Raw genomic sequence first — 24,829 nt, 5'->3', positions numbered from 1 at the left:
CTGAAAGACGATCAGGTTGATAGGTTCGAGGTGGAAGCGCGGCAACGTGTGCAGCTGACGAATACTAATCGGTCGAGGGCTTATCCTAAATAAGTTAAAATCAGCTAAAGCAAGAAACCTTCGCAAAGGTTCGTATCTAGTTTTCAAGGCGTAATGAAAAACCTTCAGAAACCACTTAATGTGGAATCTGGAGGTTTTTTTGTTTACGTTTAGTTTATTGAGTAGGACTGTCGTAATTAATGCCAACAATATGGGATAGGGAGATAACCATCAGTCTGTTGTTTTTTAGCTTGAAATGAAGATACGCGTCTTCCGTGTTGTAATATGCAATAATTGTTCCTTTCATACTGACAGCTGGGCTATAGTTACCATATCGATAGTATATCTCGCAATTCTTATCCTGTTCTATTATGAAAGGATTCATTAGTTCCACCTACCCTCAACCGAGAATGGCCAAATGAAATAGTTTATGCAGCGCAAATGATTTTATGTCAATGAAGTGAGGGTTATGAAAATTTGAGGAGTATGCATCTGCAAGCAAAGTGGATAAGGGGTGAGGCTATGGTGGGAAAGTGAAAATGGATTTTTGGCGCAGGTTCAATAGCTTAGGATGCTTTAATTATTTAGTTCATTATTAAACGAATAGGCACTGTCGTATTCAATGTCATTCTTTTTGTTTTCCAACACGATTTATACAAATCGATAAAATGATGAATAAGCGTAAATACCGATTATAGCTTTTCGAGCGGGCATCTTCTAAGGTGAAGGTGAACTTTCTCTTAAGGAGTGATGAGGCGGTGCAAACCGAAATCAATGTGGGGCGCCTCTATCAAGGTCCCTTTCAAATCGAGCAGGACAACGGTTGGTACACAATCTACATGACGACGCCATCGCAGGAACCTGTCCGCAATCCGGGTATGGGACTGATCGCGTACGCTTGGGAAGAGAACGGCCCATCGCTGAAAGCAAGGCAGGGCGAGGAGACACTGGAGGAGCATGTGGAAAAGCTCGCCTCGCTTCCTTTCGTCGATGTCCTCTATATTCGCTGCGATTGGCGGGATGTGCAAACGCAGTCAGGCGAGCTGAACCTGCATCCGATCTGGGACATTACGCTGAATGCGGCTAAGCGTTATGGTCTGCGGGTGGCTTTCCGTATCCAGCTGTCGAGCCCGAATATTCAGCCGGACCGGCTTGCAATGCCCGACTACCTGCTTGATGAGGTGCCGCTTGTCAATATCGGCCGGTTCAATAATCAAGACTTCGATTACTTCGAGCCTCGGTATGACCATCCTGCGTTTCAAGCTGCGTTTGACGACTTGAATGAGTTGCTGGCCGCTCGCTTCGATGGCGACCCGCTCATCGAATTCGTTGATCTGATGATGTACGGCTTCTGGGGAGAGGGACATACGAATGATCTGCCGAACCCGTTCCCGAACTATGCGATTGCCGAGCATACGTTCATGGCGATGACAAGACAGCAGATCGAGCGCTGGAAGCATACACCGCTTGCGGTCAATACGCAGCCGGATATTAGCCGAACAGGCAATCGCACGGTGAGAGAATACGCGATGAACGAAGGCTGCTGGGTGCGGACGGACAGCATCATCCTCGATGAGCCGGAACAGATCGAAGTGATTGCGAACAGGGCGCCGCATACGGCTGCCATAATCGAGGATGGCTATTACCGTCATTTCCGGCTGGAGAAGCTGAGCTTTGACAGCGCGAATGTTGATGTTATCGCGAATTCGATGCTGCACGCGCTCGATATTAGCGGAAACTACTGGGGCCTATGGACAGAAGCCGAGGCGATTGCAGCGTACAATGAGCGCTATCCTGAAGGCATTCATACGCTTCAGCGGCGGCTTGGCTACAGGCTGCGCCCGGCTTGGATCTGGCAACGGAAGCGGCACGGAACTGATGAGCTTGTGTTCGCGATGATCAATGACGGTTCGGCTGGCGTCCCTGGCACACTGTGGCTGGAAGCAACAGGACGAGAGGGCGCGAAGCTGCGTGGCAAGCTCGCTCCCGGCTGTCCGATCCCGGGCAAAGTGAGCCTCGTTTCGATGACGCTGCCGCCAGATTGGCGGGGACAGGCGATTCAGCTTGCGATACAGCTGGAAATAAGGCCAGGCGTGATGAAGCCGCTGAACTGGGCTTGCGCGCAAGCAATTCATGATGACGGCACGCTGACGATACAGCTGAAGGCGCATGAGGATCAGGATTGGCGGTGCGGCGTCTGATGAGCGGGAGCGAATACAGAAACAGAATTAGAGTTGGCGTCATCGGCTGCGGCTGGCATTCAAGGGCAGCACATGGCCCTAGCTTGAAGCAATATAAAGCAGTGCACCCGGAGCTTCAGCTCGCAGCCTGCTGTGACGTTGACGAAGAAGCGGTAGAGTCCTACCGCGCTGACTTTGGCTTCGAACGCGCCTACACCAGCTTGGAAGCGATGCTCGCGCAGGAGCAGCTGGATGCTGTCTGGGTCCTCGTTCCCGAGCAGCTGACAACAGTTGTTTCGCTCAAGGTCATGGACGCGGGCACAGCATTGCTGCTTGAGAAACCGCCAGGCGTAAATACGGCGGAGGTCATTCAGCTGTACGAACATGCGAAGCTGAAAGGCATCAAGCATCGGGTGGCGTTCAATCGGAGGTATGTCCCGCTCGTACGCAAGCTGATGGATAAGCTCCAAGAGCAGGCTGCTCAGGGGAAGTCTATCTACAGCCTGACATATGACATGATCCGCGTGAAGCGAACGGATCCAGACTTCTCTACGACAGCGATTCACGCGATTGATGCAGCGAGATGGATTGCGGGTGCAGATTACGAGAGCCTGCGCTTCCGCTACGATGATCTGTCCGCGATAAGCGAAGGGCTCATGAACATTGCAGCAGAAGGCACATTCCGCAGCGGTATCCGGGTACAACTCAATTGCTATCCCCATTCAGGGATCGCGCGGGAGCTGGTAACGGTGCGAGGAGAGGGCTTCACCTACGAGCTGCATATGCCGCTCATGGAGAACGCCGGCAGCTTCACAGGACTGATCTGCTCGGAGCGAGGACGAATCGAGACGATCGCAGCAGCAGAAGATTGGCAGCATGCGTTCGGTTTCTACGATGAGAATGCATCGTTCCTGGACATTCTTAGCGCTGGAGGAACCGATTTGCTCGGGCTCGAGGAGGATCTCCGCTCATCCGTCCAATCGGTCGAGATTATGGAGGCAATTCGCGGACGCGCTGAAGCTTATTACGGCTAGCAACTAATAATCGCAGAAGAAGAGCCGCATGATCCGCCGGTTGTGCCAGGGACGCGCGGCTCTTCTCTAGCTTTCCATAATAAATTGCTGCTTGCGAAATTCACTCGGCGTAACGCCGCTAATCTTTTTGAACATCCGATTGAACGAATTTATATTCTGGTAGCCGACCTGCAAGGCGACGTCTTGAATGCGCAAATCTGCTGCCCGCAGGAGCGACTTGGCAAGCTCGATCCGGTAGTTGTTGATATAGTCGATAAAGTTCGTGCCAGTCTTCATTTTGAAGTAGGTCGACAAGTAACTGGCTGAGATGCCGAGCTTGTCTGAAAGAATATCAAGCGTAATGTCGTGCTGATAATGCTGCTCTGTATAGCTCATTACGAAAGCGATAATATTGTCCTTCTCCGCCTTCTTCTCGTGAATGCGGGCGATCACATAGGTCAGCAGCGAGGCTAAGTACGATTGCAGCTCTTCTACTGTGCAGCAGCACCTAAGCTTGCCGAGGGAAGTGAAGAATCCCTTATAGCCTTGCATATCAAGCTGCAGGGAGGAAACTGTCTTCGCTGCCAATTGAATGATACTCTCAGCAAAATCATAGCATTGGTTCGCTGTCGCCCCCTTCTTATCCAGCACCCCAAGCACTTTAGTGATGAGGCGAAGAACTCCTTCCTCGTTGCCTGCCGCTAGATTCGCTTGCAGCTCCTGTTCCTGAAGCCCACTCATTACAGCCTGATAATCCGGCGGAGCATCACTAGCCGTCAAAATTTGAGTGGAATTCCCGAGCTTGCGGTACTCCATAATCGACTGCACTTGCTCATAGGCGCGAGTTAAGTCAGAGGAGCTTCGGTATAAGCTTCCAACCCCGATCGTCATAGACCAATAGCGCTGGTCGAGGTCGAAGATCGCCTTTAAGCTGGTGAGGAACGAGGGTAACTCTTCTTGCAATTCACCGCCGATGACGAGCGACAGGATGAGGTCATGCTCAAGCTGTACAGTCTGCGTCTCTGCGTGCTCCTTCAGGTGAGTGTCCAAATACTCCCGGACGAAGAGGGAAGCCTTGCCCTCATCGGCATCAATCTCCTGGAAGAAGCGCGGTGTGAATTGCAACCGGAATAGCAGTAACCGGTATGGACCCTGAATATTAAAGTCGTAAAATTCCTGATCCTTTACGTTGATGTTCTTGAGTTTGTTCAGGAAGGAGTAATAGCGAAGCAGCGAGTTTTTACGAGCATCGGCGTGATCTATTGTATTGCTTGTCTCCACGAGATGACGGACTTGGTCGTGAATATATTTGAATTCATGAATGCTGCTCTCTGCATGGGACGTCGCATTCAGCTGCTGAATGGATTGCATAATGCTTTTGACCGGATTATGGAACCGTTTGGTGAAGAACCAGGCGGCACAGACGCTGACCGCGGCGAACAGGAGGAGCAGAGAGAGTAGAATCGTGTTAAATCGACTAATCTGCGCAGAGATCTGATTGTCCGGGACGATCTTCATATATTGGATGCCGGTTACAGAGCCTTTCTTGCTGAAATAATAGATGCCGTCCTTCTTAACATGACTGGTAGCGATTGCTGAGGGCGTAAATGGCAACGATTGCATTTTATCGCTCACGTTATCCGCTGAGAGCTGCAAGCCACTTTTATCGAACATAAGGAACGGATCTTCGGGAGAATCTTGAAACTCCTTCAGCATGAGGTTCACATCAAGCATGACGATGACTTGATAATCCGGGAAGAATGCATTGCGGATGACAACTGGCATATATCGGCCTTTGACGGATATCCCGCTGACTGTCTTCTCACTGAAGTCGGAGGTTGGCAAAATGCTGAGGCCGCCGCTGCCGCTGAATTGCTTCTCCCAAGAGGCTGGCGTGTACGTATTGCTCATATAGTATTTGGAGAATAGCTCGTCCGCTCGAACCCCTCGATCACCGGAAATAACAAAATTGCTCTTCTTGAGATAGATGAAAATGTTCTGTACCGCAATCTCTTTATGGCTGAGATAGCTGTTAATGGTTCGCATTAGGGCGCGTGCATTCAAATAATCAATGGTGGGGCGGTTCAGCGTCTCCAGCTTCTCATCGAGCAGCAGATCCAGACCGATATTGCGGATTTGGTTGAAATGATTCTCGTATTTGTCGATTGTCTTGTTCATGCTTAATGTATTGTATTTGATTACTTCGTCGGTCGCGTGGTTGGTAATAAAGGTGAAAGAGAAGAAAAAGAAGGCGATGAGTGGCACGAGAATGGCTAGAAAGCTAAGCAGCAGCTGCAGAAACAGGGAGTTGGAGGCTCGCCTGAGGCGCTCAGTTTTGGCCATTGTTTTCCTCCGTTTCATCTGGAATATATGAGGTGAATCAATCGTAGCACCAGGCTACCATTTTAGCAAGATAGAAGAAATTTATATATAAAAAGGCTTTTTTATCAATTGTTGCTAGTTTACGAGAGATGTCTATACGATAATAGAGTCAAACGCCAGCAGCTGCGAAAGGAGATTATGCCACCATGATGAGATGGGTTTCATATCTGCTTGCTGCCTCCATGCTCGCTTCCGTTGCAGCTTGCAGCGGCAATAATGTAACTAATTTTCCAGATGCTAGTCATACAAACATTAGCGAAGATGAATCCACTGCTTCTGATGGGGTGCCGCGAATCTCCTATATGGACGGCATGTGGGATGCCCAGATTCCTGCGCCGGAAGGTGCTGCTGTGCAGGCGATTGATTCGAAATTCGGCATTGATTTCAAGCCGCAGTTCTACTATATGCAGGAATATCCAGACAAGCTCGCGGTGACGATGGCAAGCGGGGAGCTGCCGGATATGATTGGTTTAGAAAATCCAGACAGTCGCTTCGTTAAATGGGCGAGGCAGGGAGCTTTTCTCAAGCTGAATGATCTGATTGCGCATTACCCCACATTGTCCAAAATCCCTCAAAGCGCATGGAGCTCGGTCTCCGTTGATGGGAGCATCTATGCCATTCCGCGCTGGTTCACGAAGAAGTACGGCAAGCGCCCGGTTATTCGCAAGGATTGGCTGGACAACCTGGGTCTCAAGATGCCGGCCAACTATAAAGAGCTTCTGGATGTGCTTATTGCCTTCACCAAAGATGATCCCGACCGGAACGGCAAGGCGGATACGATTGGCCTTGGCATGTCCTCGGCCGGGACGGGTCTCTTGTATGGGGCGGCTATGGGCGTAGGGTACGATTCGTCCGCATGGTATTACCGTAACAGCGCAGGCCAGCTTATTCCGGGCACTATTGCAGCAAGCAATAAGGAGCAGGTGCAGTTTCTGGCACAGCTGTACAAGGCCGGAGGGATAGCGAAGGACTGGGCGGTTTCGAAGATGAGCGATGTCCGCGATGCGTTCTTCACTGGTCAGATAGGCATGTACTTCGAGCAGCCCTATGATTTCAACGAGAAACGGTTCGCAGGATTAAGAACGCTTCAGCCTTCCGCTGAGCTTGCTGTTATACCACCATTCATGCAGGATGACGGGCAGAGCGGTTATCTCTCCAGCGGCAAAGGCATCTACCAAATGATTACGCTGAATGCGGCGCTTTCACAGAATCAGAAGAAAGCCGACCTCATTCTTGGCATGCTGGATTATATGAGCACCTGGATTCCTTGGGAGAATCGGGGGCCGAGCAATGCGGACTTCGATTGGCAGTACGGCGGCGTTGGCAAAGGTTATGAGATGAAGGACGGTATTGCGGTCGAGAAGGCTGATGCGCAGAATTCGCGCCCCAAAAACTATTTGATCGGCCGATACTGGGCGCCAAACGATGAAGTGCTGCAGCCGCAGAACGCGGTTACCGATCCGCTGGCGAAGCAGTTTGTAGCCAATGCTGTGGGGACGCTGGAGCATGTGAAAATGTATAAAAATCCGGTGGATGAGATAGAATCGCCACTGCGAAACGAGAAGGAGTCGGAGCTTGAGGAAGCTTTCACTGATCATGTGACGCGGATGATTATCGGCGAGGAGTCGATTACGAATTGGGACGCCGCTGTTGATGAGTATTTGCAAGACGGCGGGCAGGCGATCATTGACGAGGTCAATGCGCTGCTGAAGAAGAACGGGATTGAGCCGGGCTGGGAATAGGGTCATAACCGCAAAAGGGAGCAAGAGTGGTAAGGGGAATTCGCGCAGGTAGACAGTTATAAATGATTAGGTTGAGCCCGGTGGTGCATCTATCGCCACGAGCTCGACCTTTTTTATTGGTCGATTTTCTCATTGCTTCATCATTTTTCACCTGAGGCAACAAATCGTCGAGGAAGTCAAAGAACTGCCGATGTTCAGCGGGAGATTGTTCTTCTAAGCTAGGATGGAGGCGGCTAGCCTTGTGTAAGGAGGATGGGGACGATGGGGCAGATTGATGTAAAAGAGTTGTATGAATGGTGCAAAGTGCCGGCATCCGAGCTGAGCGCTCACCCGAAGAAGCGGATTCCGCTGCGGATCGTGAACGATTCTGCTGCGATGGGAATGCTCATGGCCAGAGATTTCGCCGATGATATCAAGCGAGCGAATGAGGAAGATCGGCCGTTTCGCGCGATTGTGCCCTGCGGACCGAAGGCGTGGTATGAGCCTTTCGTCCGCATCGTGAATAAGGAGCGGATTTCCCTTGCTCGCATGACCGTGTTTCATATGGATGAGTGTCTCGACTGGCAAGGCAGGGAGCTTCATCCGGGTGATCCCTACAACTTCAGAGCTTTTATGGAAAAGCATTTCTATGGGGGCATTGATTCGGAACTAGCGGTTCCTGAGGAACAGAGGTATTTTCCGTTGCCATCGGCTATTGAGACGATCAAGGGCAAGATTGCCGCAGCTCCGATTGATCTGACGCTTGGCGGCTGGGGACAGGACGGACACCTCGCTTACAATCAGGCGCGCAGGAATCACTACAGCGCTATTACGGTAGAGCAGCTACGCAGCTCGGAGATCCGTGTACAGGATAACAATGCCGATACGATCATTGCGCTTGCGCAGCGTACATACGGAGGTGCGTATCAGTTCGTGCCGCCGATGTCGATTACGCTTGGGATGAAGGAATGCCTGTCGGCACGCAAGGTGCGAATATACAGCGATACCGGCGCATGGAAGCAGACCGCGCTGCGAGTGGCGCTATTTGCGGAGGAAACGGCGGAGTATCCGATGACGCTGCTGCAATCGCATCCCGACGTCCTCATTACGGCAACGGTGGAGACAGCAACGCATCCGATATCCGAGCATCCGGAGTGGGCGTTCAATGGGGTGAATGGATGAAAAAAATGAGCATGAATGCGAGTGCGAATGTGCTAAGTCATGCGACTGGAGCTGGTTACCGGTACACGAGGCTGATTGGAACAGGCGGGATTGGCTCCGGCATGCTGTTTCAGCTAAAGGATGAGCATACGCTCGGCAGAAATGAGAGCAGGCTAGGTGTACTGACGGATAGCCGGGATTTCTGCAAGCTGCATATTATTTGCCATTATCCGGCTGTGCTGCTTGGGGGTGGCGGCTTCGCGGTGTATCCAATCGGCAAGGTTGGCAAAGACGCCGAAGGCTTCGCGCTGCTCGCACAGCTGGAGGATACCGGCATGTCCATTGCTCACGTGAATATAGCGGAAGCTGCGCGGACGTTGTTCAGCGTGTGCTTCCAATATCCCGATCTGTCCGGCGGTAACATCACGACGTCGAACAGCGCGAGCGGGTTGGTATCGGCGCTTGATATCGGGCACGCCTTGCAGGAGCTGCCGCCAGGAGAAGGCGAGCTGGTGCTGGCAGCGCCGGAAGTGCCGATTGAAGCGCGTATTGCGCTTCTTGCCGCAGGCCGCGCGAGGGGCAGCTTCACTGTTGCCTCGGTGCTTGCTGCCGAGGCGGAAGCATTCGGCCGGCTTGGCGGCTACGGGCTGACCGACCTACTTGCGGTCAACCGGGAAGAGGCGCACCGCATCGCCGGATTGGAAGAAGCCTGCGAGGACGGCGGCACAATTGCCAAGCGCTGCTACAACGTCTTGAAGACTGAGCAGCCGACGATTCGACTCATCATGACGGACGGCGAGGATGGTTGTTACAGCTGCGAAGGTGATCGCATCATTCATACACCTTCGCTGCAGGTTGCTGCCGTTAGCAGCGCTGGTGCGGGAGATGCTTTGCTTGGCGGCGTTATTAGTGGTTTGTGCTGTGGGCTTCCGTTTATGAAGGACCACTCCGCTGACGCTATCTTCGGCGAGACGCCGCTATCGAGTGCAGTGGAGCTTGGCGTGCTGCTTGCCGCGCTCTCTGTCACTTCGCCGCATTCGATTCATCCGAATGCAGATGTGAGGCTGCTCAGAAGCATCGCAAGCGAGAACGACCTCGCGCTGGGCGACGCATTTCGCCGCATGCTGCAATTGGAGGAGGAGAGCGAAGATGGCGTATAAATTACGGCTCGTACAGCGGTTTCATGCCGCCAGTCGGGCAGAATTTCTGGAGCTGGAGCAGCGGTTCGCAATGCTGGAGCGGGAGATATTCGCATTCCCGAAGGGTAGACGGTACATGCCTTACAGCGGCAGGGAAGCGATGAACACACTGATCTGGGAATGCGAGTTCGACTCGCTCGATGCGGCGCAGCAGGCTGTCGCTTTCCTCGAACAGGATGCGAGGCATGAGGAGCTGGCTCGCTTGCAGCTGCCGTATTTTCAAGATTCGTACACGGAAATTTATAAGCTGCTGGAGGAATCGTAAATGATGAGTATCCGGCCATTACCAATTGAAGCGGTCATTCCCGAGCGAAATATCATTGTGATCTCCCCGCACTATGATGATTTCCTGTTCTTTCTAGGCGGCTATGTCCTAGAGCTTGCGGAGCAGGGGCTGCTGCATACGAAGAGCTTCCGCATCGTGAACGTCTTCTCACGAAGCAACTATTTGGCGCATACGGGCAGTGGAAACTTTGACTCGAGTCTGGATCGGCAGAAGCTCGCTACGGGTAAACGGCTGCTGGAGGATCTCGGCTGCATCGACGAGCTGCTCGGTTCCTACAATTACGGTTATGAGCTGCTTGGCGAGAATGAATGCTTCACACGGGGCAAGCAGCTGGCAGACAGCGAGATGGAATTTCCGCATGGCATGTATGCGGATTTCACCGAGCAGGATCATGAGATCTTCGCTCGGATGATTACCCGGACGAAGGAGTGGGCAACGCTCTCCGATACGGCACTTGTGTTTCCGGTAGCCTTCAAGGAGCATATCGACCATTTCATCGTGCGCGAGGCAGCGGTTGCGGTTGCCAAGGAGCTTGGCGGCGAGGCGCGGTCGACGATTTATTTTCAAGAGGATAAGCCATATGGAGGCATTGCGACGGAAGAGGAAATGGCGCGGATCGAGGCATGGGTCGGCAGCCATCCGCTAGAACGGCGCATCTATCGCCATCACCCGGAGGCAGTTGTTCAGCTGGCGTTCAAGCATTATGTCAGCCAAGTGGACGATGTGTATCGTGTCGGCGTAATGAACAGGGCGAACGCGCTGCGCAGCCAATATGGTACGGAATTCCCATGCGATCAGTTGTACCGCTACCGCTGCGGAAATTGAGGGAGGCGTGATAAGGATGAAATACCAATACGACATCAGGTATGACATAAGTAGTGGCGAAGCTTGTCCTGACCGATTGCAGCCGTTCGCAGGCGGCGGAAGCAAGCTGAAGCTATTCTTCGTGCCAAGCGTCAAGTATGGGCGTGAGAGCGTGGAGTTCATCCGCCGCACGGGCGTCCAGTATGAGACGGTGACAATTGATCGGGCATGGGACCTTAACAAATGGGGATTTGGCGACTTCTATGACATCCGCGCGTCGGTGGACGACCAGCATATCATGTACGACAACTTGGAAAAAGCCATGACGAGCGAGGAGCATTACGATGTACTCGTTATTCCAGGTGTGAACGGCTGGGCACATTTCACGGCTGCGACGAGAGCCGCTATAGTGCGCAGAGTGGAGAACGGCGCGGGACTTGTGCTCATTCGCCCCTTCCACGGGCAGGACAAACCGAAGTCGCCAGAGCTTGAAGCGTTGTCGCCGCTGGTCAATCAGTTCGAGGAAGGGTTCGCCGTCGACAACAATGCAGGCGAAGGTTATCCGAAGGTGCGATTCGACCTGCTGCGCTCGGATAAGTGGGAGGCAGCGAAGCCCCACTATGTGACTAGAGGTATCCCACTTGAGCTGTTGCCTTGCGAAGAGCTGGCTTATTATCCTTATCAGGCAGCTGAAGGGGCAGAGGTGCTGATCGCAACGCCGACTGGTGAGCCGATTGCCGCCGCTCGCGATTATGGACGCGGCAGAGTTGTCGCTTTCGGCTATTATCCGCGCGATATACTGCCGCAGCATAAGGACTTCACTGGCAAAGAGTCGACGTTCGACGCTGTTATTGATCGGTGGCAAGGCGTGCGGAGTGGCTGCACGTTTGCATTTCTGGAATCGTTCTATGAGCTTGTGTTTCGCAGCGTGACTTGGGCTGCGCGGCGCGAGCCTGATTGTGTGCTGGAGCAGCCGGAGCAAACGGAGAAGGGCTGGCATATTCGCACGTCGGGAGCCGTATCATCGGATGAGATTCGTTATACGATCAAGAACGGCTATGACGACGTAGTGGATGCGGGCATTTGCGGAAGCAGCGGCTTGCTTGAGCTGACCGCTGCGAAGCCTGGGCTGGCAGCAGGCGGAGATTTCCGCGTCGAGCTGAACGTCTATGCGGAGGGGGAGTTGCAGGACTTCGCTACATACGGCTTCTCGTTACCGCTATTCGCAAGCATCAGCGAAGCGACGGTCAGTCATCAAACGGCGGCATGTGGTGAACTCGTCGAATCGAGCTTTCAATTGCAAGGCGGACCCGGCTACCTGTCGGTACAGGTGATCGACGATTACGGCCAGGTGTTGCAGCAGTCGGAGCATGAATTCAGAGGCGACGGCGGTGGCGGGGCCGGGGCCGGGGCCGAGGCCGAGGGCGAAGCAGTGCATGTGGATGCTGCCCCATATCAGGTAGCATCCTCCAAATCGATGCACATCACCGTTCACGCCGATGTGTATGTCGGCGGAAATCGCATCCAGCGATGGAGCTCCGCTCCAATTGTCGTGACGCCTGAGCAGCGCTGTATTCATGATTTCGAAGTATTCACCGCCCCGCAAAACCGCGGGCATGGTGATTTTCTCCATCTGATAGGCGAGCGTTTCCGCGAGCTTGGCATTACGGGGCTCTATCCCGGCAGCGCAAAGACGCTGACGATGTCGGGAGCAGAAGGCCTCGGCATCTACTGGTACCACAGAGCGCCATACGTGGAGCGCAAAGAAAATTACTATCGGACGAAGGACAAACAATACCTTGTACGAGTACCTTGCTTGAATGACCCCGAGTTCTGGGAGGGGATGGAGCGCAAGATTACGAGCAAGGTGTCGGCATTTAAGCATTTTGGCCCGATCGCGTATTTCGCCAATGACGAAGGCTCGCTAACCTGCTACACCGACGAGCTGGATCTATGTTTCTGCCCGCACTGCATGAGGGAAATGCGAGAATGGCTGAAACGGGAGTATGGTGGTGCCAGCGGTATCGCGGCACTGAACCATTCTTGGGGCACCTCTTTCACGCGATGGGAAGACGTAATGCCGTACACGCGGGAGGAAGCTAAGGCAAAAGCAAGCTTTGCGCCATGGGCGGACCACCGCCGATTCATGGAGCATACCTTCGTGGAAGCGTACCGCCGCATCGCGAATATCGTCCGAAGCGTGGACGAGGACGGCGTCATTCGGATGTCTGGCTGCCAGGCGTCGACGGCTTACTCCGGATATGATTATTACCGGCTTCATCAGCATGTCGGCTACTTTGAAGCCTACGGGGTCGGCAATCAGTACGAGTTCCATCGCTCTTTTGCAAAGCCGGGAACGATCATCGGCGGCTGGTTCGGCTACGGCGTTGATGGCGTGACTGCGAGCCACAGTGTCTGGCATGCGCTCTATCATGGGCTTACGCTGTGCAACCTATTCTGGGAGTACAGCCTGATTAATCCTGATTATACATTTAGCGCAAGTGCGCGGGATTTCAGCATGCCTTTCAAGGAAATCCGTGAAGAGGGCATTGGCAAGCTGCTGCTGCACGCCTCGCAGCGCGACCATTGCGGCATTGCCGTCCATTATTCTATGGCATCCGTTCGTGGAACAACAATTGTATCGGATAAATCACGGTTCGAGAAGAACCGCCAAGGCTGGATTCATCTGCTGGAGGATTGCGGTTACCAATACGTGTTTCTCGCTTCGCAGCAGATCGAAGCGGGCGAGCTACTGGAGCGGGGCTTCAAGCTGCTGGTGCTACCTTACTCTATTGCCCTCAGCGCGGAAGAAACGGAAGCCATTATGAGGTTTGTCCAAGAAGGCGGCGTCATCATTGGTGACTTCCAAACCGGCCTGATGGACCGGCATTGCGCCTTGCTCATGCAAGGACAGCTCGATCCGCTGTTCGGCATTGAGCGACTATCGCTGGAAGCGGAGCCGTTCTATATCAACAATGAGTTCGTGCCGAACGCGGACTTTCCGTTTTTCTTGCTGAACGATGAGATTCAAGGCGTAAGGTTCGCCGAAATCGGTATCCGTTCCGCGGACGGTCATCCTGCGTTTCGCGATGACTTCATGCGGAAGGTCAGCGCTGTTCATGTTCGAACAGTAGGCGCAGGCAAGGCGATATATTTGAACATCGCGATGACTGACTACGCGGAGCTGCGTGACAAAGGTGCGGATGGTGACTCCATACGCGCACTGCTGCGTGAGCTCATCGGCTTGTCGGCTGCGGGAAAGCCGGCCGAGCTGCTGCAAGCTGACGGCGCACCGGCACACGCCGGGTATGAGAGCTTCTATTACCGCAGCGAGAACGCCGCGTACGTTGCAGTCATTCGAGGCGTGTCCGGCAAGCGGACGCTTGGTCATGACGGCCTAGCCGTCGGCGCAGGGAAGAAGCAGTATGGAGATTCGGAGCAGCTGCGATTCGCCTTCACGAAGCAGGCGCATGTGTACGATATTCGCGAACAGCGCTACGTAGGGCTGACCGATACGGCGGAATTCGAGCTCGCCGAAGGGGATACGAAGCTATTCGCGCTGCTGCCTTGCCGCGTTAACGGCATCAGCCTGTCGTCCCCGAGTCTGGAATGGAAGCTCGGGGAAAAGGCGTCGGTCAGCATCGACTTGCTGACCGACGAGCCGCAGCATCATTTTGCAAGCGTGATCTGCTTCCAGCTGACGGACCCAGGCGGCAAGCGGCAGTGGCTGTATGACGAGAATCTCACGCTAACAGGCAATCGGGCGACCCATGAACTCATCATTCCATTCAATGAGCGGATAGGGAAGTGGACCATTACAGCAAAAGATGCAGCGACGGGAATCTCTGCCCGGCTCGAAGTAATAATCGCATAATCAACTCAACTCACTCACTCGGAAACAGGAGGAATGCGTCAATGGACGATTTTTTAACGGCACATGCGGCTTGGCAGCAGACAGGAAGCTGGCTGACGAAGGATACGGCACTTCATTGCGATATTTCATTCATTAGAGACATCCTGGTAGAGGCTGCTGTAGCTCAGTCTCCCGAAGGCGAAACGGCTTACAGGGAAGTTGCATTCCGCCTCGGCGTGCCGGATGCGGTCCGCCAGCTTATCCGCGAGCAGCTTGGGTGCGAGTATACAGAGCAAGAAGAATCGTATGTCATCCATGTGGACGGTGACGCGATTACGGTTTATGCCGAGCAGGAGAGAGGTTTCATGTACGGGGCTGTGACACTCACGAAGCAGGCCGATCGCAGACATGGCTTCGTGCCGTCAGGCTTGCTCTATAATGAGCCGACCGTTCCAGTAAGGGGCTTGAAGGTTTACTTGCCGACAGAGGAAGACATTCCTTACTTCAAGCGTTTCGTCGATATGCTGGTCTACTTCAAATACAATACAATCGTCATCGAAGTCGGCGGCGCGATGGAATATAAGAAGCATCCCGAGATAAACGAGGGCTGGGTGCGTTACTGCGAGGAGATGTACGAATACAGCGGCAAGACGATCGTCATCCAAGAGCAAACCTTCAACTGGTACAAAAATTCTATCCATGCCGAGAACGGCGGCGGTCGCTATCTCTCGCAGCAGCAGGTTCGGGAGCTGGTGGAGTACTGCAAGCAGCGCTATCTGGACGTCATTCCAGAGGTGCCAAGCCACAGCCATTGCGATTACTTGCTCATCAACCATCCTGAAATTAGGGAGCGCCACAACGACCCGTACCCGGATACGTATTGCCCGTCCGACGAGCGTTCCTATGAGCTGCTGTTTGATGTGTTCGATGAAGTGCTTGATGTTTTCAAGCCTCGCACGGTCCATATCGGACATGATGAGCTGTACTCCATTGGGCTATGCGACAAGTGCAAAGGCAAGCCAGCGGAGCAGCTGTACGCCGATGATATTAACCGCATTTATGCCTACTTGCAAGAGCGCGGCGTGCAAACGATGCTCTGGAGCGAGAAGCTCCTGAACGCGATCACGGCGGACGGCAAAACATACGGCGGTGCACAGCGGCGCATGGTCGACTATTATACAGGAGCTGATTTTGGCGAGACGATCCCGGCAACGTACAAAGCAATCGATCTTGTGCCGCGGGATATGCTGATGATGCACTGGTATTGGGGCGTGGAACGGCATTTTGAACAGCAGTATTTCGAGCGAGGCATGCCGGTTGTCTATGGCAATTTCGACGGACCTTCCTTCGCCGATTGGAGCACGCGACTTCGCCAAAAGCCGCTCGGGGGCATCATCTCGAACTGGAGCGCTCTCAAAGAAGCGAACCTGCAGCGCAATGGCGTGCTTTTCTCCATGGCATACTCGTCTTATCTGTTCTGGCGGGATAACTATGATGACACGATGCATGAAGAGACGGCGAGTCTCGCTTTCGAAGAGCTTTACCGATACCGCTATAGGGAAGCGCTGCGCCAAGCTGGATCCTCTCCCGGGACTGCTTATATCGAGGTCGTACACACAACCGATCATATTCGCGAATACCACCAGTTCATTGATGGCATCTACCTGGATAATCGGGAATACCGAATCGGTGAATATGTGCTGGAGTACGAGGACGGCTCGAAGGCTAGTGTACCGATCACATATGGCTTCAACATTTCGAACAAAGACCGGTTCTGGAACCGGAAGCTGACCCGAGGAACCATCTATACGGCAGCGCAGTATGAGATAGATGCCATCTTGAACGAAGCTGCGTTCACGTCTCTGCCGATGCAGCTCGGGGATGAAACCTGCTACAAGTGGCTGATTGAGAACCCGCATCCAGAGCGGACGGTAGCCGCAATCAGGCTGCTTGTCGATCAACCGGTCGGCGGCAACATTTGGGTCAAAGAGATGAAGCTTGTTCCCGACCGTGCAGCCTTGGCGAACGCGGAGCCGAAGGAGCAGATTCGCATTATGGGAGAGGCGAATTTGGCATCGAATTAGTCTGTTTGTTAGAAAGCATGAAAACTGTGAGAGACATAAAAAACCGACGATTGGTTTCTCGTCGGTTTTTTTCTATAGTGGGGTCAATCTCGATCGGCTGGAGGTGATTCGTTAGGAGGCTTGCATCACGATGTGCGCACCGCTAAAGGGGCGGATATTGCCATGGTGGCGAAGAAAAAGCTAACTGAAGGAGGATGAAAAATGCGTAGACAAACGATTTATGTAGTATTGGCGATGCTGCCTGTACTGGGATTAATCAGCTTCACGCCAAGCGCGAGCAAAGCGTATGCAGCAACGCTCTACGAGGTCGGACCTGGCAAGGCATACACCAATATCGGCGATGTACCGTGGGAATCGCTGAACGCGGGCGACCAAGTAAAGATTTATTGGCGCTCCACGCCGTACAAGGAGAAGATCGTCATCTCCCGCGCGGGAACTTCGACAGCACCGATTACGGTCACAGGCGTACCGAACGCGAGCGGCGTAAGGCCGGTCATCGACGGCAACGGGGCAACGACCCGTGCTGCGCTGGACTTCTGGAACGACAACCGTTCCGTCATTAAGATTGGCGGGGCACGCTTCGCGGGCAGTGCTTCAGATCCGTCCACAGGTAATTTGCCGAAGTACATCACGATTGAGAACTTGGAAATTCGTGGCGCGAAGCTGGGTTACTCCTACACGAACAATGCAGGCACAACGGTAAGCTATGTGAAGGCGGCTTCCCCAATCTTCGTGGAGTACGGCGAGAACTTGACGTTCCGCAACAATATCATTACTGACGGCGGTAACGGCTTGTTCGTTGCAAGCTCGGATGCCGGCGCTTCGCGAAACATTCTCGTTGAAGGCAACTATATTTACGGTAACGGCAACAGCGGCAGTGTCTATGAGCATAACATCTATACCGCGGCGATTGGCATCACCTTCCAGTACAACAGACTTGGCGACCTGTGCAGCGGCTGCACGGGCAACAACCTCAAGGACCGCTCATCGGGCACGGTTATCCGGTACAACTGGGTTGAAGGCGGCAATCGCCAGCTCGATCTTGTTGAAGGCGATGATACGACGCTAATCAGCAGCGATGCCAATTATCACAAAACGTATGTGTACGGCAATGTCCTCATTAAGCCAAATGATACGCGCAACCCGCAATTTGTCCACTACGGCGGCGACAACGGCACAACCTCCCTCTACCGCAAAGGAACGCTCTACTTGTACAACAATACGTTTATTTCGAACCGTACCGATAACGCGACCATGATGCGGCTGTCGTCGAGCAGCGAGACAGCGGATGTACGTAACAACGTGTTCTATAAGAGCGTCTCAACTTCTTCGCTTCGCATTATCGACCAGACAGGTACGGCGAATCTGTATAACAACTGGATCAACACCGGCTATGTGAACATTGCTGCAGGCTCCGGCGGCACAGTGACCCACTCCGGTACAATTACCGGCACATCACCTGGCTTCACTAACTTCTCTACGCTCGATTTGCGTCCGACAACCGGTTCTGCGCTTATTAACGCCGGTACTTCTCTGGCCGCTGGCGCAAGCTCCTATCCAGTAAACATGGAATATGTGAAGCATCAATCATCCGTCGCTCGCGCAGTTCACAGCACACTAGATATCGGCGCATTCGAGAATTAACGTTACCCAAGGGAGAAGAGCCTCTCTAACGGTTCTTCTCTTATTTTCCGATTCCGGTCATTTTTTTCACAAGTCGAAGAAGAATGAAGGACTGCAAAAGGCTACCGTAGCCGCGAGAATGTCGCAGCTGTACGGTTAGTCTTAGGGCAGTCCTTCGATGAAGGGGAGGTTCGGGCGAAGATGAACCAAGCACTTAGACCGATGAGATCGAAACAAGTCATCCTAATTCTTATTATGCTTACGATGCTGCTCTCGCTGCTTGCGGCAAGTAGTGTACAGCAGGCCAGTGGCGCCGCCGCGCCATTCAAGGTGAAAGCATTGTTCAATGTCGACACGGAGAGCGGTACATACGAAGCGGATGGGGCTCATTCATTCACGTTCGACGTGGACGTGAAGGACGGGTTCCAATCGGTTGATATTCCGGTGTCTCTCTTGAAGACGTTAGATGGCGGCAAGCTGAGCAGCATTGCTCTAGTGCCTGCGGAGGCAGCCATGAACGAGGACGGCGAGATTGTGAACGGCTGGCCGGAATCGAAGGATGCGCTCTATGTGGACAAAATGAGCATCGGCGACATTAAGCTGTTCACGAATGAGGCGGAGCGCCCGTTCCAATTCCTTAATTTTGCAAGAGAGGACGATCTGTACTACACCTACACAATCAACGGGATAATTGCCAAGAAGTGCGGGGTGTCTGATTCCAAATGCATCTCGTACTCTGTGGCTGGCAGTGCAGGTGCATCATGGATGGTCTTCAGCGATCCGATTGATCTGGCCGGCATGGCGGACAAGGACAAGCTGAAGTTCCAGCTCGACCTTAGCAGCGTGAGCTATGACAATTGGGTGCCAGCGACTTCGAAGCAGCAGCCGGGCGTGAATGAAGCGCCGCCTGCTACGGTGGAGATTGGACCGGGCAAGACGTACGAGAACATTAATGATTTTGCCTGGGAAACGTTGAAAGCCGGAGATGTCGTGTACATCTACTATCGCCCTGAGCCTTACCGTGAAAAAATCGGAATATTCGCAGAGGGTACGAAGGAGCAGCCGATTATCATTCACGGCGTACCGGGACCAGGCGGCGAGCTGCCTAAGATTGACGGCAGCGGAGCGGTGACACGCACGCTTAATCCGCTTCCTAACGCAAGCCGTTCGCTTGTACGCATTGGCAAGGACAGCAAGAAGGCGGCGTATGTGACGTTTGAGAATTTTGAAGTGCTGAATGCGCATGCCTCGAAGAAATATGTGAACGCGAGCGGCGCGGAGACCAGTTACGCAGTCAATGCCGCGGGAGTCTGGATCGATAACGGCGACCATGTGACATTGCGTAACAATACGATTCATGCAAACGGAAACGGCATATTCGGGACATCCTCGATGTATGTATGGGAAGGAGCGCTCATCGACTACACCTCGAAGGATTTGCTCATTCAAGGCAATTCCATCTACGGCAACGGCAACGCAGGCCGTATGTTCGAGCATAACAGCTACATTGCCGCGATTGACACGGTGTATGAGAACAATCATTACGGCGATTTGCTCGCTGGCTCGCAGGGCTACGGTCTGAAGGACCGCGGCGCAGGCACCGTCGTCCGGTATAACTGGATTGAAGGCGGACGCAGGCAAATTGCATTGGATGACGCAGAGGATACGCCGCGCATCGTGTTCGATCGGGCGTACAACAGCTCGTTCGTATACGGCAATTTGCTGATTGAGCGTGACCATCTGTTCGATACTTGGGGCGATGACGAAATTATTAACTTCGGCGGCGATAATGTGACGGTTCCAGATCGGCACGGAACGCTGAATTTCTGGAACAACACGGTCGTGACGTACCGTCAGCAGCGCGTGTATGGACAAGACGGCGTGCCAGGTCTGAAGGATCCGGGACGCACCGAGCGGACAGTGCTCTTCTACGCGCCGGGCAAGCATGTGGATGCGCGCAACAATGTGTTCCACCATGCCGGTGCGAATCCGGCGCCGCTGGTCATTACTGATGATGACGGCATGATTGAGCTGCGGAACAACTGGTTTACCGCGGGCTATTTCTATGATTTCAATGAGCCTGACCGTGTTCCCGCGAAGAACATCGGGACATTAATCGGCGTCGACCCAGGCTTCATTGATGTGACCCTTGGCGTGCAGAATTACAAGCTGAAAGCCGATTCAGCGCTGATCAATGCGGGAGCGGGATTGAACGGCTCCTACAGTGAGCTGCTGCAGAAGCAGTACGTGCTGCATCAGCAAAGCGAGAAGCGGCCGGATAAAGGAAAGCTCGATATTGGCGCGTTTGAGTATGTGAAGAATTAGATGGGTGCGTCGCCGCTGGCTGGGACGGATGAAGGCTAGCGGCGACACCTAATCATAAGGAGGCTATGTAAGATGACCGTACATACGCTTGGCATTATTATGAATGGCGTGACAGGGCGGATGGGTACGAACCAACATCTGATCCGCTCGATTCTAGCGATCCGTCAGCAGGGGGGCATCGTGCTTCCCAACGGTGATAGCATTATGCCCGATCCGATCCTGGTAGGCAGACAGGCAAATAAGCTGCAAGCATTGGCAGAGAAGCACGGAGTTGCAAGGTGGAGCACCGATCTGGATGCTTGCTTGGCGGACCCGAACAATACGATTTATTTTGATTCGCAAACGACCCTTCGGCGGGCGGAGAGCGTGAAGCAAGCAATCGCGGCAGGCAAACATATTTATTGCGAGAAGCCGACTGCGGACAGCTTGAAGGAGTCGCTTGCACTTGCGAAGCTGGCTCGCGAAGCCGGAGTGAAGAATGGCGTCGTGCAGGATAAGCTGTTTCTGCCTGGGTTGATCAAGCTGAAGCGTTTGGTGGACTCGGGTTACTTCGGCCGGATTCTGTCCGTGCGCATGGAATTCGGCTATTGGGTGTTTGAAGGGGATTGGCAAGCGGCTCAGCGGCCTTCGTGGAATTACCGCAAACAGGATGGTGGCGGGATCATTGTGGACATGTTCGCGCATTGGCGCTATGTGCTGGATAATCTATTCGGCGAAGTGAAAGCGGTCTCTTGCCTTGGCGCTACGCATATTCCTGAGCGTGTCGACGAGCAGGGTGAGCGCTACTCCTGCACGGCGGACGATGCGGCTTACGCGACTTTCCAGCTCGAAGGCGGCGTTATCGTCCAAGCGAATTCCTCCTGGGCGGTGCGTGTCGATCGGGATGATCTGCTAACGATTCAAGTAGACGGCACAGAAGGCAGCGCTGTTGCAGGCTTGCGCGATTGCAAGGCACAGCACCGTGTCAACACGCCTAAGCCGGTGTGGAATCCTGACATTCCGAATCCTTTTAGGTTCACGGAGCAATGGCAGGAAGTCCCGGACAATCAGCTGTTCGAGAACGGCTTTAAAGTACAGTGGGAGCTGTTCTTGAAGCATGTCGTTACTGGATCGCCATTCCCATGGGATCTGCTGGAAGGTGCAAAAGGAACGCAGATGGCGGAGCTTGGCCTGCAATCTTGGGCAGAGCGGCGCTGGGTCGATGTTCCGGCGCTTGAGCTTTAGGGGGTGGACGCGATGATGAGCCAAGTGAATAAGCTGAGACTGCCTATCGCCGGAGGGGGATTGGCAGACTATACGCTGAGCGGGAGAGCGCCGATTGAAGCTCCCGCCGTTCCGCTGAAAGGGCGCATCGCTTTCTCTGCGGCGCATGTTGTTTGTGATCCGCTTGCAACTGTGGAGCCGCTGCTTGGCGCTGCTGTTGACTGGCAGGCGACGATGGCGTACCGGCATCATCTATGGTCCCTCGGCCTTGCCGTTGCCGAAGCGATGGATACCGCGCAGCGCGGGATGGGGCTCGATTGGCTGCGCGCCAAGGAGCTGATCGGCTTGTCGCTGAAGGAAGCTGCATCCGTAGGAGGGCGCATCGCTTGCGGTGCCGGAACCGATCAGCTGGCACCGGGGCCGCAGGTGACAATCGAGCAAGTCATTCGCGCCTACGAGGAGCAGTGCGAATATATCGAGAGTCGCGGCGGGCAAGTCATTCTGATGGCGAGCCGCGCTTTGGCTGCAGCTGCGAAATCGCCGGAGGATTACGAGCGGGTGTACGGGACGATTCTGCGTCAAGTGTCTCGGCCGGTCATTTTGCACTGGCTCGGAGATATGTTCGATCCCGCTCTAGCCGGTTATTGGGGCTCGAGCGATATCGATACGGCGATGTCAGTTTGTCTCCGCGTTATCGGGGCGAATCGGGAGAAAGTCGATGGCATCAAGATTTCGCTTCTCGATGCGGATAAAGAAGTGCAGATGCGCCGCAAGCTTCCGCGCGGCGTGCGCATGTACACGGGCGATGATTTCAATTATCCCGAGCTAATTCTCGGCGATGAGTACGGCTACAGCGATGCGCTGCTCGGCATTTTCGACGCGATCGCACCTGTTGCTGCCGCGGCGATTCACGCTCTTGATGAAGGCGACGTGGCGGGGTATCAAGCTTTGTTCGCGCCGACCGTCCCGTTGTCTCGGCATATTTTTCAGCGGCCAACCTATGCGTACAAGACGGGTATCGTCTTCATGGCGTATTTGAACGGTCATCAGAATCACTTCCGCATGCTTGGCGCAGCCGAAGGAGCGCGGTCCATCGTGCATCTGTCCGAGTTTTTCCAGCTGGCAGATCGGGCTGGACTGCTTGTTCAGCCGGAGCTTGCGGCGCGCCGGATGAAGCAGGTGCTGGCACTCGCAGGCATTGAACAATGAGAGGGGGGTTCACATGCAGGAGCTAACGGACTTAAGCAGGCTCAGCTTAAACCAGATTACGACGGATCGGCTGTCCTTACCCGAAGCGGTTGAGGCTTGCCTTCGCGCAGATGTCCCATGGATTGCGCTGTGGCGCCACAAGCTGGCGCAAATGCCGAGCTTGGCTGAAGCGAGGCGGTTGATCCGCGATTCCGGTTTGCGCGTATCGAGCTTATGCCGGGGCGGCATGTTCCCGGCGGCGACGCCCGAGGAGCGGCGGCAGCGGATGGACGATAACCGCCGCGCAGTGGAGGAAGCGGCGGAGCTCGGCACGGATGTGCTTGTCCTCGTCTGCGGCCCGGCCGCAGGCAAAGACATTGCCGAAGCGCGGCTCATGGTGAAGGAAGGCATCGCCGAGCTTGTTCCGTTGGCGGAGTCGCACGGGGTTAGGCTCGGCATCGAGCCGCTTCATCCGATGTATGCGGCGGAGCGCTCGGTCATTAACCTGCTCTCGCAGGCGAATGATATCGCGGAGCGGTACCGGCCGGAACAGGTCGGCGTTGTCGTCGATGTATTCCACGTCTGGTGGGACCCTTCTCTATATGAACAAATTGCTAGAGCTGCTGGGAGAATTGTTGGCTACCATGTGTCGGACTGGATCGTCCCGACGCCGGATCTCTTAATGGGACGCGGCATGATGGGGGATGGCGTCATCGAGCTGCGGCGTATCCGGCAAGCTGTCGAGGCGGCTGGTTATAAGGGTCCGATTGAAGTGGAGATTTTCAACAAGGCGATATGGGAGCTAAGCGGCGAGGAGTCGCTTGAACTGATTAAGAGCAGATACCTGGAGCATGTATAGCTTCGGATAGAGGTAAACGCTACGGGGGTTAACGCCAAAGGTAAACACTAGAGTAACGATGGAGGGAACGGCGATGAGGAAGCATTACGATGCAGCTAAGGTGAAGAGTGAGGTGCCGCTCGAGCCAATACCTGCTGCGGAGGTGCGTGCGCTCTACTTGCGGCCGGGCGAGCTGCTGGCAATTCAGGAGCAGTTCCCTGTTGCATACCAGCCGCTTGGCACGCTGGCCGCTGGAGTGGCATGGTCGGCATAACCCGCTTGGCGTCGATTCTTTGAAGGCCGAGCAGCTATGTTTGGCAGCGGCAAAGCAGACCGGCGGCGTCGTGATGCCTGCGATACATTTTGCAGCGGACGCTTATTGGGATGCGGGCTTCGGTATCGGTTACGGCATGGACGCCACGGCAGGCTACGCGCTTCCGGGCTCGTTCTATTCCATCGACACACAGCTGTTCGCAGCGCTGCTAGAGAACGCATGTCGCAATTACTTGAGCCGGGGCTTCCGGCTTGTCGTGCTTATCTCCGGGCACAATCCGTCCATCCAGCAAAATACCATCGACGAAGTGTGCTACCGCTGCAAACGTGATGACGGAGCGGAGCCGGTCTGCTTCTCGATGGATTATTTGCTGATGGAGCAAGGCGATCCGCTTCGCACAAGCGATCACGCCGCTGCAATTGAGACGAGCATGATGCTGTATCTGCATGGCGAAAGAGTCAACATGGCAGCGAATGAGGGCCATGACCGCGAGCATCTTGGCGTTGGCGGCGAACGGCCGTATTCGGCGGCAACCGCTGCGGAAGGCGAGCTTCGTTATAAGCGCCAGGTCACCGGACTCGTTCGGTTCGCTCAAGAGCGCTATGCGAGGCTGCTGAATTTCGAATAAGCGACTCATGAGGGAGATGAAGTGGGCG

General features: G+C 54.1%; 17 protein-coding genes and 1 rRNA gene. 17 read left to right on the top strand and 1 reads right to left on the bottom strand.

Annotation, left to right across the window (positions count from 1 at the left end):
• The 3 genes from BMY11_RS13730 to BMY11_RS13715 form a co-directional block, all read left to right on the top strand.
• Window positions 1-88 (top strand): 23S ribosomal RNA (locus BMY11_RS13730); the annotation flags it as partial.
• A gap of 709 nt (window positions 89-797) precedes the next feature.
• Window positions 798-2,240, top strand: a complete 1,443-nt coding sequence (locus BMY11_RS13720; protein WP_090576698.1) for a hypothetical protein — start codon at window positions 798-800, stop codon at window positions 2,238-2,240.
• A complete protein-coding gene (locus BMY11_RS13715) occupies window positions 2,228-3,253 on the top strand; it encodes a Gfo/Idh/MocA family oxidoreductase (RefSeq protein ID WP_256217461.1) in 1,026 nt (341 codons plus the stop codon). Before BMY11_RS13720 ends, BMY11_RS13715 begins: the two co-directional genes overlap by 13 nt.
• A 66-nt stretch (window positions 3,254-3,319) precedes the next feature.
• Here BMY11_RS13715 and BMY11_RS13710 read toward each other — a convergent pair whose 3' ends face one another.
• Window positions 3,320-5,575 carry a helix-turn-helix domain-containing protein gene (locus BMY11_RS13710; RefSeq protein WP_177182634.1) on the bottom strand — a complete coding sequence of 752 codons (2,256 nt, stop codon included), beginning with the start codon at window positions 5,573-5,575 and terminating at the stop codon, window positions 3,320-3,322.
• A 185-nt stretch (window positions 5,576-5,760) separates the two neighbouring features.
• Between BMY11_RS13710 and BMY11_RS13705 the strand changes: the two genes are divergently transcribed.
• The 14 genes from BMY11_RS13705 to BMY11_RS13645 all read left to right on the top strand — a co-directional run bounded on the left by BMY11_RS13705 (window position 5,761) and on the right by BMY11_RS13645 (window position 24,801).
• Window positions 5,761-7,356 (top strand): extracellular solute-binding protein, encoded by a 1,596-nt coding sequence (locus BMY11_RS13705; RefSeq protein WP_090576690.1) that lies wholly within the window; start codon window positions 5,761-5,763, stop codon window positions 7,354-7,356.
• Between the two features lie 261 nt (window positions 7,357-7,617).
• Entirely contained in the window at window positions 7,618-8,517 is a 900-nt protein-coding gene (locus tag BMY11_RS13700) for a 6-phosphogluconolactonase (protein ID WP_090576687.1), read from the top strand.
• Entirely contained in the window at window positions 8,514-9,656 is a 1,143-nt protein-coding gene (locus tag BMY11_RS13695) for a carbohydrate kinase family protein (RefSeq protein WP_090576684.1), read from the top strand. Before BMY11_RS13700 ends, BMY11_RS13695 begins: the two co-directional genes overlap by 4 nt.
• Window positions 9,646-9,960 carry a hypothetical protein gene (locus BMY11_RS13690; RefSeq protein WP_090576680.1) on the top strand — a complete coding sequence of 105 codons (315 nt, stop codon included), beginning with the start codon at window positions 9,646-9,648 and terminating at the stop codon, window positions 9,958-9,960. The genes BMY11_RS13695 and BMY11_RS13690 overlap by 11 nt, the downstream gene beginning before the upstream one ends.
• Window positions 9,961-10,806: a hypothetical protein gene (locus BMY11_RS13685; protein WP_090576677.1), complete on the top strand. Its 846-nt coding sequence runs from the start codon at window positions 9,961-9,963 to the stop codon at window positions 10,804-10,806. It begins immediately after the preceding gene.
• 16 nt (window positions 10,807-10,822) lie between these two features.
• Window positions 10,823-14,659, top strand: a complete 3,837-nt coding sequence (locus BMY11_RS13680) for a beta-galactosidase (RefSeq protein ID WP_177182633.1) — start codon at window positions 10,823-10,825, stop codon at window positions 14,657-14,659.
• A gap of 41 nt (window positions 14,660-14,700) precedes the next feature.
• Window positions 14,701-16,722, top strand: a complete 2,022-nt coding sequence (locus tag BMY11_RS13675) for a family 20 glycosylhydrolase (RefSeq protein WP_090576671.1) — start codon at window positions 14,701-14,703, stop codon at window positions 16,720-16,722.
• Between the two features lie 201 nt (window positions 16,723-16,923).
• Window positions 16,924-18,366, top strand: a complete 1,443-nt coding sequence (locus tag BMY11_RS13670) for a hypothetical protein (RefSeq protein ID WP_090576668.1) — start codon at window positions 16,924-16,926, stop codon at window positions 18,364-18,366.
• Between the two features lie 180 nt (window positions 18,367-18,546).
• Window positions 18,547-20,670, top strand: a complete 2,124-nt coding sequence (locus tag BMY11_RS13665; RefSeq protein WP_090576664.1) for a right-handed parallel beta-helix repeat-containing protein — start codon at window positions 18,547-18,549, stop codon at window positions 20,668-20,670.
• 72 nt (window positions 20,671-20,742) lie between these two features.
• Window positions 20,743-21,894, top strand: a complete 1,152-nt coding sequence (locus BMY11_RS13660; RefSeq protein ID WP_090576661.1) for a Gfo/Idh/MocA family protein — start codon at window positions 20,743-20,745, stop codon at window positions 21,892-21,894.
• Between the two features lie 12 nt (window positions 21,895-21,906).
• Window positions 21,907-23,082 (top strand): dihydrodipicolinate synthase family protein, encoded by a 1,176-nt coding sequence (locus BMY11_RS13655; protein WP_371262826.1) that lies wholly within the window; start codon window positions 21,907-21,909, stop codon window positions 23,080-23,082.
• Between the two features lie 13 nt (window positions 23,083-23,095).
• Complete coding sequence (locus BMY11_RS13650; RefSeq protein ID WP_090576658.1) at window positions 23,096-23,920, top strand: sugar phosphate isomerase/epimerase family protein; 825 nt, start codon at window positions 23,096-23,098, stop codon at window positions 23,918-23,920.
• Between the two features lie 73 nt (window positions 23,921-23,993).
• A complete protein-coding gene (locus BMY11_RS28870) occupies window positions 23,994-24,173 on the top strand; it encodes a hypothetical protein (RefSeq protein ID WP_177182632.1) in 180 nt (59 codons plus the stop codon).
• Window positions 24,121-24,801, top strand: coding sequence for a creatininase family protein (locus BMY11_RS13645; RefSeq protein WP_177182631.1), 681 nt, complete (start codon window positions 24,121-24,123; stop codon window positions 24,799-24,801). The genes BMY11_RS28870 and BMY11_RS13645 overlap by 53 nt, the downstream gene beginning before the upstream one ends.
• Window positions 24,802-24,829: the final 28 nt, after the last annotated feature.

The organism is Paenibacillus sp. OV219 (assembly GCF_900110075.1).
In the GTDB taxonomy this organism is placed as follows: Bacteria; Bacillota; Bacilli; order Paenibacillales; family Paenibacillaceae; genus Paenibacillus_Z.
The sequence above is the reverse complement of the archived record's forward strand: the minus strand, read 5'-3'. Positions and strand labels throughout refer to the sequence as shown.